A 16,046-nucleotide genomic window follows, 5' to 3' on the forward strand; every position below is an offset into this window, starting at 1 on the left:
AGGCGACTGACTTTTTTACTGACACTCGCCCATGAACACTCCAGTCCAACAGGCCGGGCGCACCGCTGGCCGTGCCCTCGTTTCCTCGCTCGTCGCTCACGGTGTAGAGCGGGTATTCTGCGTTCCAGGTGAAAGCTACCTGGAAGTCCTGGACGCCCTGAAGGACGTCGAAGACCAGATCGATCTGATCGTCACCAAACACGAGGGTGCAGCGGCCAACATGGCCGAGGCCGATGGCAAGCTGACGGGCAAACCCGGCATCTGCATGGTGACGCGCGGCCCCGGCGCCACACATGCCAGCATTGGTCTGCATATCGCTCAGCAGGACTCCACGCCGATGATCCTGTTCGTGGGCCAGATCGCCCGCAGCCATCGTGGCCGCGAGGCTTTTCAAGAAGTGGACTACCAACAGTTTTTCGGCAGCATCGCCAAGCTTGTCATCGAAATCGACGACCCGCATCGTGTTCCCGAACTGCTGGCCAAAGCATTCAACGTTGCCGTTTCAGGCCGTCCCGGGCCAGTGGTCGTGTCGCTGCCGGAGGATATGCTGACCGAACTCACGACCGCCCCCGATTGCCAGCCGATTCAACTGCAAACATCTGAGGTCAGTGCAGCCACGCGGGAACAGATCGCCTCCGCTTTGCAGACTGCACAGCGTCCTCTCGTCATCATTGGCGGCAGCAACTGGCCGGCTCAAGCCTGCGAGGATCTCCGTACCTTTGCCGAGGCGTGGAATCTGCCCGTGGCCTGTTCGTTCCGCCGCCAAGACCTGCTGGACAACGAGAACAAGCAATACGTTGGCCATATGAGCCTGGGTATGAGCCCGGCACTAAAAGCCCTAGTGCAGGATTCGGATTTGATTATCGCTGTCGGCACGCGCCTGGGTGATGTGCCCACCGACGGCTATACGCTGCTGGACCTGCCCACGCCGAAACAGAAACTGATTCACTTCCACCCGTCGCCCGATGAGATCGGGCGCGTTTTCCGGCCAGACCTGGCGATTCAGGCTACCTCGGACGCCGCCCTGCGTGCGCTGGTGCAACTGCAAGCCCCGAACCAAGCTCCGTGGAGTCAGCGCACAGCCCAGGCACGTGAAGCCTTTGTCGCATTCACGTCGCGCCGTGAACCAAACCCATCGCTCAATGGCGTAGATCTCACCGAAGTCATGCTGCATCTGAATGAGGTGCTGCCAGAGGACGCCATTTTGACGAATGGAGCAGGCAACTTCTCTGTCTGGCTGCACCGTTATTACCGCTATCGCACGGCCCGAACTGAGTTGGCCTCGACCTGCGGTGCAATGGGATATGGATTGCCCGCCGCAGTCGCCGCCGGGTTGCGCTTCAAGGGTCAACGCCCGGTTGTCTGCGTCGCAGGCGACGGATGCTTCATGATGTACCCGCAGGAAATCGCAACCGCCGTCGAATTCGGTGCCCCATTGATCGTGTTGCTCGTCAATAACGGCATGTATGGCACCATCCGCATGCACCAGGAACGCGAATATCCGGGCCGTGTGTCAGGCACCCGTATTCACGGCTCGGATTATGTGGGCTTGGCGACCTCGCTGGGTGCCTACGCAGAGCGTGTGCAGGACGCGGCCGATTTTCCCCAGGCATTCGAGCGCGCGCAAAAAGCCGGTGGCGTTGCCGTCCTCGAACTGGTCACCGATCCGTTGCAGATCACGCCTGACAAGCGGATCCAGGCGTAGCCTGAACGTTCGGCCATTGACCGGAGCGCACCAGATCCGCGACAGTCTGTTTGATGATTTGTACAACGGTCCAGTAACTATCCACCTGAGCCCGCCCGCGCGGTGTCGCCAACGCGACCGTACGGGTGGCTCTGGGATGGTCGATACGTACGGCCTTCAGCGTTCCCGCGGCCAGCTCTGCCGTGACCGCCGCCAGGGGCAAAATGGTGTAGCCATGGTTTTGCTGCACCAGCCTACGCATCAAATGCGTGGAGCCATCGCACTCAATGGCGATATTCGGCGGTTGGCCGATATCCTGAGCCAGAGCCTCCAGCCAGGTTTTCAGACCATGCGCAGTGCTGGGCAGCACCATAGGCAGTTTGAGCAACTCCGCACCGCTGAACTTGGTGCGCGGACTGGTCATCGATGATGAGCAAATGCAGTACAAATCTTCGCGTAGCAGTTCCTCATAGTCGATGAGTTTGGACTGCGTAGGCTGATATAAGAGAGCCACATCGACCTCGCCGTCCTGCAGCATACTGATGATGTGAGATCCCAGCCCTTCGACAAATCGGATCGTCGAACGTGGGAACTGCGCTTTCAATGCATGGCCAATTGCCCCAAAAGTCGTGTTCGCGATAGTCGGCTGTGACGCGATGGTAATTTTTCCTGGACCGGACGAAGCCAGCTCTGCCGCTGTGCGGCGCGCGCGTGACACAGCGCCCACAACCTCTTCCGCTGCCCGGAACATTGCCTGTCCCTTCTCTGTCAGGACCATCCCCCGTCCCGAACGGTGAAAGAGCCTCATGCCCACGCTATTCTCCAGGCGCGTGATGTGCCGGGTCAACGTGGACTGCTCAATACCTAAATCGGAGGCGGCACGAGACACGCTGCCAGCCTGTGCGACGACATAAAAATACTCAAGCGCGACGAGGTCCATCGGAATGATTTCAAAATCAGAGGGTTACGGGCAATGTTTGACATTAGGCGAAATGACTTCAGTCAGTTTTCTGATCGCCATCTGCCTCAAATTTCCTTTTCGTCCTATTTTTAGCACGCGCTGGAACATTCCATCACACAGGTGTTTCTGATCCCTGGCAATTGGGGTAGCTACCAGCGGCAGCGATTACCACTTAACACATAACCGCCTCTTTGCTCCTAGAGGCCAACCAGATGCACAGCAAATTCCAGCCCTCTCCGAATCTCTCTCCAATAAACGGCTCACAGGACTTGGCGCTGAGGCTGAATGCTCAAACTCCGGCCCCGGAATCCGATGCACTGCGGGCCTTGAAAACCAACGATGCAGTCGCGCTTAAAGCATTGATAGACCGGGGTTCGCTCAATGTAGCCGATGGCTTGTTCGATAACGGTCAAAATTGTTTGCATGCCGCCATAAAGCTGGGGAGTATTTCAATTGCTCTGTACCTGGCACAAACCTCTCATGCGCTGCCGGGCGACCTGATCAATAGCAGGGATAGCACAGGACACACCCCGCTCATGTATGCGATCGACACACCGACCGATAACGTCGAATTGGCCGATGCGCTGATCAATGCGGGCGCCAGTGACGACCGAACACATATGCTGATGTATGCGGCTGCGAAAGGTCACACGAAAACAGCTGAGCGCCTAATCTCGGCTGGTGCGGCCGCATCGGACGCTCTGAGAATGGTGATTCAAGACAACTGTATGTCCGACGTGACAAAAGCCGGCGCAGTGAAGTTGCTACGATCGTTGGGAGCGGACGCTTCGGATGCGCTGGTGATGGCTATTACGAAAAGCCGTATGCCCGAAACGAGGGCAATGCGCGCCCCGGAATGGGCCGGTCCGTTGAGCTGGACAGACCCTCCGAGCGCGATGGATTATACGGCTGCGGACGACGATTTGCGCGCTCTAAGAACATTGTCTTTACTCGGAGCCAAAGGCTCAGACGCGCTGACATCAGCGGTGATTGGAGACAAAACAGGGTTATCGAAGCGGTTGATCCTGGGCGGGGCGGATGTCACGACAGCGCTGATCAACCTAGTGAAAGACGCCAGAGATAATGCGGACCAGCTAGCCAGAAAATTACTATTCATCGAAAAAGGTACGCAGAGAAAACATGCGGTGCCTTCCGGTCGCATGATGACCGTTTTGATGTTGTCTCTAGCGAAAAGCAAGAACACATCCGCCATGACCGCTTTGAGCAAAGCGGTGAATGTGAGAACACTCGTGTGGGATGAGTTGCTAAATCATGAGACCATCTACGCGGTAAGAGCAGTAATTGCGTCTTTGAAGAAGCCAGAGAAAATTGTGAATGACTACGCTCTCGAACGAGACCTTTCCACGACCACGAAATTTCTCAATGCAGGCGTCAAGATGTTCACCAGTCCGGGGGCCTGTCATTACTGGGGCCATCGGACGCACAAAGATCGGCTTCCGGAAGCAAAGCTATTAATTGCTGCAGGAGTACCTTGGTCAGCACTGCCCAAAGAACACACATCACTGTCAACGGGCGACGCACAGCGACAACTCATTCTGAACAAACAGACAAACAATAGAATACAGTCCTCGCCACCAGACAAGAGGATGGAGCTGCTATTATCCGCAGCCGAACGCGAAGACGTGGTGGATGTGGCGCTAGTGCTAGATAAGGGGGTCGACCGAATTGCCGCCCTGCAGAAACTGAGTCAAGATCGCAACCTCCGCGGAATACGAACGTTAATCAAGGGCGGCATGAGCGCGACCGAGGCGTTCATTGATCGCGTGAAAGCCACAGACATGAACACCGCCCAAGATTTAGCGAAGGCAATCAGTTCGCTCAGAAAACCCGTGGCCACCCTCGCGCTCATTGAGCTCCTTGCACGAGGCGACGAGGACACTGCCCGCACGATCATTCCGGCCTTCACAGACGGCGTTCAGGCACTTATCGAGGCGACCCTGAGTCATGATAGGAATCTGGCAAAAAGACTGATTGCGCTCGGTGCAGATGGGCCAACCGCATTATTGAACCTAATACAAACTAACAATTACGAGACAGCAGGCAGATTGGTTGCTTGGGGAGTAGATATTCATACAACACTGATGCTGACGTATCGTGAGATCGACTCCATCGGGACCTCTGTCCAAAAAAAAGCCATCGCTGCTGTACGAAGCGCGCTGATAATAAGTGGAGCTGATTCATCCATCGCGCTGCTGCGAGCGGCCGATTCCAACAACCTCTTCGCTGCAAGACGCGTGATGCGCGCGGACGTATCAACGGGAGAAAAAGCCCTATTGCAACTAATCGCGATGCCTGTCGGCACGAAGACGCGTGCAACGCTGACGTTCTTGCAACTTTCCGGAGTACAGATTGATGAGGTAATGATGATGTGGGCCGAGGAGGGTAAGACTTCTCAACTAAAGGGGCTAATCGCATCGGGAGTACCCACTGTAGGCCCATTGATGGATCTATGCAAGAAACGCGATCGGCTTAGTGCCCAGACTCTCATTAGTGCCGGAGCAGATTACATCACTGCCATGCGTACCCTGCAGATCAGCAACGAGACAGAAGCGATAACCGTGCTGGGACTTGCTTTAACCTATGCGCGAGATCGCGCAAAGACCGCGCACTAGCCATGACATGGACGAGGGCGAGCAAATCGCCAAAGAGCCTCCAAGAAAACCGTATAACTCGTGGATTCTGCCCCCAAGTGCGCCGCCAGTGCCTATTTGCGTTTGAGCTCTTTGGAAATATCCCAAAGGTTGGGCAGGCTTGTATTGTGATAGCCAGAGATGAACGGCTTGCGCTCACCCTCCGGCGTATAAACGGAACGGCTCACGGCGCCGATATTCGCACCGTATACATGAATGCTGATAGAAACCTGATCGTCGTAGGCGTTAGAGACTTGGTGTACATCACCGACGGTAGGGGAAACAGCCTCTACCTGTCCGGGCTCCAACCTGACAGCATCCCCTGATTTTGTGACACCGGCTGAAGGGTTCAGCACATACGGTTGCGAGTACTCCGCACCCCTCAGCATGCCGATCAAACCCCATACCGTATGATCATGGATGGGAGTGACTTGCCCCGGCCCCCAGACAAAACTCACCACCGAGAACCGCTGAGCGGAATCGGCGTGCAGTAAATACTGACGGTAGTAAACAGGGTCAGGCTGCGCATACTCGTCAGGCAACCAATCGTCTCGTGACACCAGTTCGCTTAATAATGCACCGCCCTCGCGCAGGATCGTCGGCTCGTCAGAATGGCGGGATAACAGATCCGCAAAGCTGACCACGAACGTGCGTAAAGCGGCGATGTTGGGCGTAGCGGGGAGATGGTTCATAGCGGCGTCTAAATTATCCAGATCGGATAACTATTCTATTTGGCTGAGTTTCAGTAAAGCCATCATATCGCTCTACGGGCAATGGAGACACAGTTAATGCGTTACCGTCACCACGACACCAGCGGCGGCGACCATTAACGTCACCGGTATCAGGCCCAGAGGCCATGCTCGCCGATAAATACCGCCCATCGCCCCTGCCCCGAGCGCCGCGATGGCGCAGCCCATGACAATCCGCACAGGCGACAACATGGACAACGCGCTACCTGTAACGTTCTGAATAGCCGCGATCCATTCCACACTCCAATTCCCCGCGTGCGCCAACCCCACAACATTGGGCATGAGCAAACTGTTCGATGCTGCGTTGCTCGCTGTCAAAAACCCCGTGATCGCAGCCAAAACCGGGGAAAGCACAACCGCGGCAGAAGTACCGATCGTTGCCTGCAGCTCGTGCGCCAAGATTCCCGGAATGCCTCCGGCCATCATGAACCGTGCACAAATAACAAACAACAGCGTCACACCAACGGTGATCTTGCCACGCTGCCACGTCGTCATCAGCACACGGCCGACGTCTCGCAACGGGGCTTTCAGTAAGGCAAAGCCCAGTCCGATCAGCATCAACCAGAACACCGGCGACAACAGCACGGGCCAAGCCATTTCATCGGCAAAAGGCTTGATCTGCACGCTCAGTAAAGACTCGTGGAGCACAGGCCAAAAACGGCACGCCACGAGGCAGACGCACAGCGCCACATAAGGAGCCGCCTCGGTGAGTTTCGTTCGCAGCGACTGTCCGCCGTTAAAAAAACCGTAAAGTGCTGCGGCGCTTCCCAACACCATCAACCCGACCATGTCCGGATCGGCGTAGCGGCTGAGCGTTACCAACCCTGCCAAGATCGCGGCGATCCAAAGCGCTTCTCGAATCAGGTCTCGAGGCCGATTGGAAAGCCCGAGAGTACGGCACATCGACCAATAGACACCCAGCCAGGCAATGAGAATAGGTGTCACCAATACGGCTGATCGCCATCCCAGTTCCCGAGGATCGCTGATACCGGCCAGCGAGAACCCGAGCATCGTCCCGACTGCAAACGCCCCCCAAGCGACCAGTATCTGGCTGAACAGCGAGAAGACGATAGCTTCGTGTTTGGGAAGACCTGCGCGCAACAGGATACCCAGCGAAACCACCAGCCCAACTCCAAAACCTGTTGCCGTCTCTGTAAACGGGCCTATGAGAAAACAGGCGCCAAATACCGTCAATCGAAGATCTGCCGCAGATGTATCCGCCTGCTGCCCGCGGACCCGAGGCGACCAGCACGTACTGATCAGAGAGTGAAACAACAGCCCCGCCAAGATCACGCTGACAATCGGCATGGCCAGCCAAGCGCCCTTTAGCAGCTCAACGCCGGCAGAGGACAATGTTGGGGCGACTGTCGCCTCGCCTGAAAACCCATACAAGGCTGCCGACACCATGGCGGCTGCCAGAGCCGCCATGGAGATAGGTACACGGCGCGTCAACATCAACGCGATGGGTACCCAGAACGGAGAAAAGTACAACCAGAATTTGAGCGTCACAGATACAGTGGTGCGTTTATCCAGAAGTCGGGGACAAAAACCCGAAGCGTAAGATCAGCAGATTAGCGCATCACCAAGCCACCATCTACAAACAGAACCTGCCCCGTCATGAAGCCGCTCCAATCCGAGGCCAGAAATAGCACCGGCCCCGCAATATCTTCCGGTCTGGCGATACGCCGTAACGGCGTGGCAGCGATCAACGAATCGCGGAATGATTCCTGGGTTCCGCCGCTGGAGTCGGTCGGATAGACCAGACCCGCTGCGACACAGTTCACCCGGATGCCAAACGGGCCCAATTCAACCGCCAGATTACGGCTGAATGCCTGCAATGAGGCCTTGGCGGTAGTGTAGTCGTGATACGGAATCACCGGGTTCTCGACCAGGTTCGTCGAGATATTGACGATGCACCCCTGAGCCCGCTGTTTGAAATGCGGTAACGCGGCACGGCAAACATGAAAGGCCGCACCCACCGCTCCATCAAATTGCGACTGATAATCCTGCCACGTCAGATCGTCGAATACCGTACGGCGTCGCGGATCGAACGCATAGTGGCGCAGCGCGTTGTTGACCACCACATCAAGCCGGCCGGCCTCCTGCACTATCGCGTCGACCATGTCCTGCACTGCTTCGACTGAGCCTACATCGGCCTGTATCGCCCAGGCATCGCCGCCCATTGCCTGGCATTGCGCGACCACCGCCTCGGCCGCGGTTGCGTTACTCAAATAGTTGACGACGACGGTTGCACCTTCTCGAGCGAAGCTGCGGGCGATCTCAGCGCCGATGCCTCGACTGGCGCCTGTCACCAACACGACTTTTCCTGCGAATTTCGGGGTGGCGCTCATATCAAGACTCCGGTAACAAGCTGGTGTCTACAACGCTCGAGACGTCAATCGAATGCTGGATCAAGCCCAGATGACGATAAGCGTCGGCAGCCTTTTGCAGCAGCACCAGATCAAAAGCGCCCAGTGCGCGCTTGGCTCCATCTGAGCCCGCAGGTGCCATCGCTGAATCGTTACGTAATCGGATGACTTCCAGGTTGATGTCCCGGTCTGTGCCGTCGATCGCCCTTTTGCCCGCCAACGTAGCGGCCTCCTCGGGCTGAGCAATCATCCAGGCAGCACTGTCCCGATAGGCTTTGAGAAACGCACGCAGTAAGGCTTGCTTCTGTTGATAGGTTTCTTCGCGCACAACGAACAAATCGCTGGACACGTTGATGTGATCACGCACCTGCATTACGTTGACATCGCCCAAACCGCGCCGTCTGCCAACCAGCAGACCCGTGTCCGTAGCAGCAGTAGCATCGACCTGCCCCTGCAGTAACGGCGCAAAGTTCAACACGCCTGTAACGACGATCTCCACGTCGGATTCGTTCAAACCTGCCTGGTGCAGCATCACCAGTAGATTTTGCCGTGTACCGCTGGACAGACTGTAGACACCTATACGTTTGCCTTTCAGATCCTCTGGGCGTGTGATGTTGGCGGACTTGAGCGAGACTACGTTGAAAACGTTCTGCGGATAGATGTCATAGATCGCGCGTAATTTCTCGCCCTTGTCCAATGCCATGAAAAAGGACCCGGGATCGGTAAAGGCCACATCGGCTTGCCCGCTCAGCATATTGCGAATGGCATCACCGCCGCCGGTACCGGGCAGATAGACTAGCTCTATACCCTGGGCCTTGAAAAATCCCTTGTCCGGTTCCACCAACAGATTGGTGATTTCCGAGATGGGTTTGCTCCAACCTGCCAACGTGACTTTGCCGGACACTGCGTCTTCCGCCCGCGCAATCGATGCAAAAAACGATGTGATAGTCAGACTCACAGCAGCAGTCAAGAAGACACGACGAGAGGGCGAAGAAAGCATGAAAAAGTCCTGATAGATTTCAAAGATGATCGCCATACGGACGCAACAAACGCCGCTCTATCATCAGCATTGCCTGGTAGCACAACAATCCGATGGCAGCGATAGCGGTCAGCGCGGCGAACATCAACGGGGTATCCATCATGCCCTGCGCCGCGATAATGACTGCGCCCAGCCCACGGCTGGCGCCAATGAATTCACCGACGACGGCGCCAACCAGGGCTAGCACCAGCGCGACGCGCCATCCCGCCAAAATTCCCGGCAATCCCGCCGGAAGTTTCAGCCGCAACAACGTCTGCGTACGCGACGCGCCCAACATGCGGAACAACTGCAGGCGATTCGGATCGACCTGCCGCAAACTGGTCAACGTGTTTTCCATCAGCGGAAAAAAGCAGATCAGCGCCGTCATCACCACGGTAGGTGCGATGCCAAAACCGAACCACAGCACAAACAGCGGTGCCAGCGCCAGCTTCGGCACCACCTGGCTGACGATGACATAAGGCTTGAAGACGCGATCGAGCAATACTGATTCCGCTAACGCGATGCCCATTGCCAGCCCCGCCGCACCGCCAAGGGCCAATCCCAATAGCATCTCTGCCAGCGTGGCCCCGATGTGCGGCCATAAATATCCCGAGGAGAGCGTCGTCCACAACGTGCGCACCACCGCCGACGGCGCAGGCAACACGAGCGCGGAAATGCCCGCTTGCCGCACGACGAGCTCCCATGTGCCTAACAGCACAATCAGCAACACGACGGGCAGCACACGGCGGCTCAGCACCTGCCTCATTTCGTCACACCCGTCATCGTGTCGAATATCTGCGCGCAATACGCATTGAACGCCGCACCATGACGCATGGACTGCGTACGAGGGGCAGGCAATTCCACTGGAATATCAGCCAGCAATCGCCCTGCGTGCATGACGCCGATACGATCACCCAAATAAACCGCCTCGCCTATGTCATGCGTGACGAACAACACCGTCGTCTCGCGCGAGCGGCACATCCGCACCAGATCATCCTGCAGTTCGCCGCGCGTGATAGCGTCTAACGCCGCAAACGGTTCATCCAACAATAACAGTGCAGGTTCCAGTATCAGCGCCCGCGCCAAGGCTACCCTGCTCTGCTGCCCGCCAGACAATTGCCGGGGATAGTGTTGCGCATGCTGCGCTAGTCCCAACATGGCCAACAGCTCCTGCGCTCGCGTGACATCATCGTCGAGCAGCCGGCGCTGCAACGATACCGGCAACAGCACATTGTCTATGACGCGTTGCCACTCCAATAGTGTCGGAGCCTGAAACATGTAGCCCAATTGCGGCCCGGGCACGACACGCTTTCCATCCCATTGTTCGACACGCCCCGATTGCGGCACCAACAGGCCGGCAGCGAGCTTGAGCAATGTCGTCTTGCCGCAACCACTGCGGCCGACCAGACAATGAAAACCGCCGGCCTTCAATTGCCAGTCAACACCGTCCACAATAGGCCGCCCACCCGCATAGGTGTACACCACCTGCCGCATATCGAGAAAGGGCTTATCCAAATCCACGCTCATGGCTCGTACGGAGCGAAGGGCTCAGCCGCCGCCTCAGCCGATTGCTCGATTTCGGCCATGCGAACCAGGTCAAGCAGATTAAAGCGGCCATCATGATGCCAGCCGGCCTCGGGCATACTCATCGATCCAATGGCGCTGATGCGCGTCACGCCTACTGCCCCGAGCTGCTCGGCCACACGGTAGAGCTCCTCCGGTGTAGCGGCGACGCCCGCAGTCTGCAGGAACGCGCTGCGATTCTGCACCGTCGGCCCCACATCATCTAAAGCATCGATAGCCGCAACAACGATGCTGCGCTGTAACGCAGACGGCGCCAGCGGTTGAGCATCGTCCGTATAGGCAACACTCCATTGCGCCTCATGGTCGCCGATCAGCCCGTCAACGCCGGATGGAGCTGAGGTATTCCACTCGATGGCCTGCCGCCATTTCGCCAGCGATACCGATTCCGCCAGATCCAATGCACGCCGCGGATAGCGGCGCTGCAGATTTGCCAATTCGCCGGCAAGGTAGCCGGCAAATTCGCGTGGAGCAACCTGTCCGCCACGCTGCACATAAAACACCTGCGGCGAATAACACCCCTGCTGGTCGTAACGCATCACGTCCCAGGCGGCACGTCGTGCAAGGGCAGGCGCCTTTAACGTGTCAAGCGCAGAGGCGCTGATCACGCCGAAACCCAGCTTATGTCCATGCGGCAGGAATCGTGTCGTAACAGGCAGACGTCGCTGAATCGCCTGCAGTGCATCATTGCCCCCGTAGGCCACCACCGTGTCGGCCTGAGCATAGAGTGCGTCTGCGTCTTCGCCGCCGGCCCCGCGCCACCACACTACCGCAAAGCAATCCGCTAACGGCGGATGCACCTCGGCCAGCAGCCGCGCAAACCATCCCGCAAATAAGGGCTCAGCGCTAGGAAGTTTGCCGATATTGCCCGCCTTGACCAGCAAGCCGCAAACGAAGCTCCACAACGACAAGGCAGGTACATTCCCCGCCCAGCTATGCACCAACAACTCGGGCCCATAGGCTCGCACCGCGCCACCCTTTGGGGCTGGTTGAAAAGCATCCAGGACCTTGGGATTGGCGAAATCTTCAACGATGAACCGATGCAGCTGTGGCGCCCTGAAGGTCTTGAAAAAACCAGTCAGCCCCAGGCGCACCATCTCTGTGTCATAACCGCTGACCAGCGGCAACAAGGCATCTGCTCGCTGGCGATACGGATCATTGGAATCCAGCAAACGGGCAACCGCACGATCGATGACCGAAATAATCTCCGATACCGGCAAAGTCTTGAGATGCTGCGCACTCGCTCGCTTGACGCGTTCGGCCAGCGTCCTCATCTGATCCGGCGACAACACCGGCACCGATACCTCGACGTGTTGAGCTCCTTGAGCAAATGGCAATATCTGCCACTGCGCCTCATTGGCTGACAGCCCCGGTAAATAGCCGGCCTCGACCCGCAGTGTGTTCATGATGCCGCCGACCGAATGAACTCTTCGACAGCTAAGGAGCAGCCTTTGGCCTGCGCCCCCTCGGCGCGTCCCAACAACAGGAAACCATTCTCGGCCGGTTCACCCACGTCTTCAGTGAGAATCGTACTGACCGAATTGAAGTTACCCAGATCGCAGTGCGCGAGGATGCCGCGCTCACCATCCGGTACCGTGTTCCCCGTTGCGGGATCGACCAAACGCGAGCGAATCCAATGAGGCCCGGATTTAACAGAAGGCACCACCGCATTGCCGTCGTCATAAAACTGCGTACTCAACTCCGTCATGCCATACATATTGATGCACAGTTCACGTGGCACGCCTAACAGCTCGGTCAGCGCCGCGTAGAAGGCCTCCAATGGGAGTTCACGGGATTGGCCCTTGTACCCTCCCGTATCGAGAATACGGCTGCCCGGTGGCAGATGAAAAGACCGGCCCGACTGGCGCAACGCGTCAATCACGTGCACAAAGCTATAGCTCGCCCCCAGCAGGGCATACGGCTCACCAAGGCGCTCGGCCTGCTCGAGCCGCAACCACAGCCCCTCTAGATCGATCCCTTCCGGCGACATGAAGTAACGGCTGCCTGCGCTGCCGAATGTGGATTTCGCCAAGGCCAGATAATGCGCCAACGACGAGTTAGGCATGGCGATCTCGTCCGGAAACAGAATCCCCATCGGCATACGTTCGACGCCCTGCATAAAGCGCTGGGCGAAATTGCGCGTCATCGACAGATCGTAAACATCCAGCCGAGGATGAAAATGCCGCCCGCGCATATCGGCGCGAGTCGTCCCACTGGTCATGAAAACGCGCTCGGCCGGCAACGGCGGCTCGCAACGCAGCTCCATTGCCTTGAAAGCGTCAATGGGCACAGCCGGAATATCGCGCCATGACTTCACGTTGCGTACGGTCGCGCCACGCCGCTGGCAAAAGCTGCGAAACGGCGCATTGGCATTGTATTGGTAGGCAAACAGACGCAAGGCGAGCTGATCGAACTGCTCGTCAGTGCAGCCATCCTGGGCGATGAATTCGAGAATATCAGCGTCAGGCGGTTCGGCGTAGTTCATGGCTTTCGTGAGTCCTATACATGGAAGCTCCGAAGCCCGCCTGCACAGGCCGGCCATACGCGCGGCCCTGTCAAGGTCAATGCTCTTCTTACGCCGGTATGAACCGGGTCAAGTTCGCGGGTCTGAATCTCAGCACTGGCGTGCACCCCGGAGCAACGGGTATGTTAACCCGCAATGACAGCCATGCAGAACCGCTACAGCCGAAAACACAGCAACGCCCCCACGAGCAAGGCCGCCGCTGCCGCCAAAAGCGAGCTGGAAAAGCTCTGGCTGGACGCATACAAGCGTTCAGCCAGCGCCGGCCCGAGTATCTGGCCTACACCGTAGACCAGCGTCATTGCCGCGAGCAGGTTCCTGCCCGTTGCCCGGGCGACACGTTGTGCGGCCGGCATGGCTATGGTTACGGTTCCCATAAAGGTGCCACCCACCAGCAGCGCGCTCAGCAGATAACTGGCGGCAGATTGCGACACAGCCGGAAGGGCGACGCCAATAGCCTGCAGCACCAGATTGGCGAGCAATGCGTTTCTCGTACCGATGCGCTGGTGGAGTTTGTGCCAAAGGAAACAGGAAGGCGCCGCGCCCAGGCCGAATACGGCCCACACATGCGCAGCGTCCAGAGTGGGCAACGCCGTTTTGACCAGCAAAGGCAGATACGTCGCCGTCACGATGTACCCCAACCCTGCCAAGCCGTACATGCAGATCAGAGGCCATGCCGCAACAGTCACAGCATCGTCGGTCGCTAGAGCGGTATTGGAGGTCGAAATAGGAGCGGCCGAACGTATTCCTGGCACGGCCACCAAACCAAGCACCAATGTCACAACCCCCAGCAATAGCCACATGCCCTGGCTCTGGAGTCCCGTATGCGCTCCCAATACCAATATTTCCGAGGACAAGGCGATGCCAACGCCTACCCCCGCATACAACAGCGGCGCGCCCCTGCCATGGCCCCTGTGCTCCAACAGCCACAATGACGCAGCGACCATGGAAAGCGCGCTGAATATGCCTGCAATTCCTCTCGCGACAACGATGGCGCTGGTAGTATCGAGAAAGGCTAATAACGCCAGGCAAATCGCAGTGCCGACGGCGGACCAGATACACAGACGATGCGCATCATGGGCCCGCATCCGCACGGCAAGCACCGCGCCAAGCAGATATCCCGCGTAGTTGGCCGAAGCCGCCCAACTGCCGCCTTGCATGCTGATCACGCCCTCCTCGACCATATGCGGATAGATGGCAGTAAATGCGAAACGTCCAAATCCCATTCCAACAGCCAGAATCAAGGCGGCTTCGATCGCAGAACGGAATTGGGAATGGCGAGAAGGTGTCACCGCGAGTTCCATGTCTGGCTCTCTTTATTCTCAAATCAAGAACAGGTTTTTATTTTATTCCTTATTTAAGAATAAATCATCCGAGTTGTTCCTTATTTGAGAACATGCGATGCCGACGACCGTGCTCAAGCACTGGCGCGCTTGATCACCTCGAAGCCAATGTCTTGAATCCGTTCCAAGACCCGTTCACCTCGCGCACGCTCCAAGATGAATTGCGCGGCGAGTTGCCCTATTTTTCGGCCGTCAATACGCACTGTCGTGAGCGCCGGACTGGTGTAGGGCGAGGTGACTTGATCGCCGAACCCTACTACCGCCAATTGATCGGGTACAGCAATGTTTCTCTCTTTGGCCTCGATCAACGCACCTAATGCCAGGGCGTCTGTACTGCACCACAATCCGTCAACATGCCCATCTCGCGCCAGTAGATCAACGAACGCTCGCCGGCCATCGCCAAAATGCGCAGGGGCGCTGATTTCGACCACAGGCAAATCAGCTTCCGCACGAATAGCCCCGCGTGCGACCAAGCGATTCACGAATCCGGCTCGGCGCCGGCGCGCTCTAGGGTCATTACCCGAGACCAACGCGGGCGCCTTGCTGCCTCGATCGATCAGCAAATCGGCAACGGCCGCACCAACATGTTCGTGTGAAAACCCAATCAGCATATCGACCGGCGTATCTGTCAGATCCCAGGTCTCGACCACTGGTATTCCCGACAACGCGAGCCGTTGTCGGGCCAATTCAGATTGCACGACACGCGTCAGCACAATGCCGTCAGGGCCGCGGCTGATCAAGTTTTCCAGCAGTTCGATTTCATCGGCATCATCAAAGCCGCTCTCGCCCAGCATCAACTGATAGCCCTTGGCGGCCAGCGCTCGCGTCAAAGCATGTATCGTTTCCTGGAACACGGGTGACGCGATAGTGGGCACCAGAGCAGCGACCAATTTACTGCGTCCGGAGGCCAGGCTGCCTGCGAGCCGATTCGGCACATATCGCACCTGGGCAATGGCAGCGCGTACATGCTCTAGTGTTGCAGGCGGCACCGTTTCGGGACTGTTAAGCACACGCGAAACGGTCTGTGCAGACACTCCCGCAACGCGAGCCACGTCAGCCAAAGTCGCACGCCCGGCGCCACGTCGGGAGCGTCGCGGCGGCGGCAGAATATCCGGAGCGGAGAATGTCGGTGGCTGACTCATGGCGAGCAAGATAGCACGGTTGCAGAA

Annotated in this window: 13 protein-coding genes and 1 riboswitch; of the genes, 2 read left to right on the top strand and 11 right to left on the bottom strand. The window is 57.7% G+C overall.

Annotated features, from left to right (window positions below):
• Positions 1–31 precede the first annotated feature (31 nt).
• Positions 32–1,705 (top strand): thiamine pyrophosphate-binding protein, encoded by a 1,674-nt coding sequence (locus CAL20_RS19830; protein ID WP_094838750.1) that lies wholly within the window; start codon positions 32–34, stop codon positions 1,703–1,705.
• On the opposite strand, the gene CAL20_RS19835 is transcribed toward CAL20_RS19830, so the two are convergent.
• Positions 1,677–2,624: a LysR family transcriptional regulator gene (locus CAL20_RS19835; protein WP_094838751.1), complete on the bottom strand. Its 948-nt coding sequence runs from the start codon at positions 2,622–2,624 to the stop codon at positions 1,677–1,679. The genes CAL20_RS19830 and CAL20_RS19835 overlap by 29 nt on opposite strands.
• 233 nt (positions 2,625–2,857) lie before the next feature.
• Between CAL20_RS19835 and CAL20_RS19840 the strand changes: the two genes are divergently transcribed.
• Positions 2,858–5,278 (top strand): ankyrin repeat domain-containing protein, encoded by a 2,421-nt coding sequence (locus tag CAL20_RS19840; protein ID WP_094838752.1) that lies wholly within the window; start codon positions 2,858–2,860, stop codon positions 5,276–5,278.
• Positions 5,279–5,370: 92 nt separating this feature from the next.
• Here CAL20_RS19840 and CAL20_RS19845 read toward each other — a convergent pair whose 3' ends face one another.
• The 10 genes from CAL20_RS19845 to CAL20_RS19890 form a co-directional block, all read right to left on the bottom strand.
• Positions 5,371–5,988 carry a cysteine dioxygenase gene (locus CAL20_RS19845; RefSeq protein WP_094838753.1) on the bottom strand — a complete coding sequence of 206 codons (618 nt, stop codon included), beginning with the start codon at positions 5,986–5,988 and terminating at the stop codon, positions 5,371–5,373.
• Positions 5,989–6,081: 93 nt separating this feature from the next.
• Positions 6,082–7,554: an L-lactate permease gene (locus CAL20_RS19850; protein WP_094838754.1), complete on the bottom strand. Its 1,473-nt coding sequence runs from the start codon at positions 7,552–7,554 to the stop codon at positions 6,082–6,084.
• Positions 7,555–7,616: 62 nt separating this feature from the next.
• Positions 7,617–8,396, bottom strand: coding sequence for a 3-oxoacyl-ACP reductase (locus CAL20_RS19855; protein WP_094838755.1), 780 nt, complete (start codon positions 8,394–8,396; stop codon positions 7,617–7,619).
• A 1-nt stretch (position 8,397) separates the two neighbouring features.
• Complete coding sequence (locus tag CAL20_RS19860; protein ID WP_094838793.1) at positions 8,398–9,414, bottom strand: ABC transporter substrate-binding protein; 1,017 nt, start codon at positions 9,412–9,414, stop codon at positions 8,398–8,400.
• Positions 9,415–9,433: 19 nt separating this feature from the next.
• Positions 9,434–10,198 carry an ABC transporter permease gene (locus CAL20_RS19865; RefSeq protein ID WP_094838756.1) on the bottom strand — a complete coding sequence of 255 codons (765 nt, stop codon included), beginning with the start codon at positions 10,196–10,198 and terminating at the stop codon, positions 9,434–9,436.
• Positions 10,195–10,959, bottom strand: coding sequence for an ABC transporter ATP-binding protein (locus CAL20_RS19870; protein ID WP_094838757.1), 765 nt, complete (start codon positions 10,957–10,959; stop codon positions 10,195–10,197). Before CAL20_RS19870 ends, CAL20_RS19865 begins: the two co-directional genes overlap by 4 nt.
• The gene (locus CAL20_RS19875; RefSeq protein WP_094838758.1) at positions 10,956–12,419 is read right to left on the bottom strand and encodes an acyl-CoA reductase; all 1,464 of its coding nucleotides are present in this window, start codon (positions 12,417–12,419) and stop codon (positions 10,956–10,958) included. The genes CAL20_RS19870 and CAL20_RS19875 overlap by 4 nt, the downstream gene beginning before the upstream one ends.
• The gene (locus tag CAL20_RS19880) at positions 12,416–13,498 is read right to left on the bottom strand and encodes a LuxE/PaaK family acyltransferase (protein WP_094822795.1); all 1,083 of its coding nucleotides are present in this window, start codon (positions 13,496–13,498) and stop codon (positions 12,416–12,418) included. Before CAL20_RS19880 ends, CAL20_RS19875 begins: the two co-directional genes overlap by 4 nt.
• A 68-nt stretch (positions 13,499–13,566) precedes the next feature.
• Positions 13,567–13,658: riboswitch (TPP riboswitch) on the bottom strand.
• Positions 13,659–13,692: 34 nt separating this feature from the next.
• On the bottom strand, positions 13,693–14,838 hold the full coding sequence (locus CAL20_RS19885) for a YbfB/YjiJ family MFS transporter (protein WP_094838759.1): 1,146 nt from the start codon (positions 14,836–14,838) through the stop codon (positions 13,693–13,695).
• 113 nt (positions 14,839–14,951) lie between these two features.
• Positions 14,952–16,019, bottom strand: coding sequence for a LacI family DNA-binding transcriptional regulator (locus tag CAL20_RS19890; RefSeq protein ID WP_094838760.1), 1,068 nt, complete (start codon positions 16,017–16,019; stop codon positions 14,952–14,954).
• Positions 16,020–16,046: the final 27 nt, after the last annotated feature.

The organism is Bordetella genomosp. 4, from assembly GCF_002261185.1.
Lineage (GTDB): Bacteria > Pseudomonadota > Gammaproteobacteria > Burkholderiales > Burkholderiaceae_B > Bordetella_A.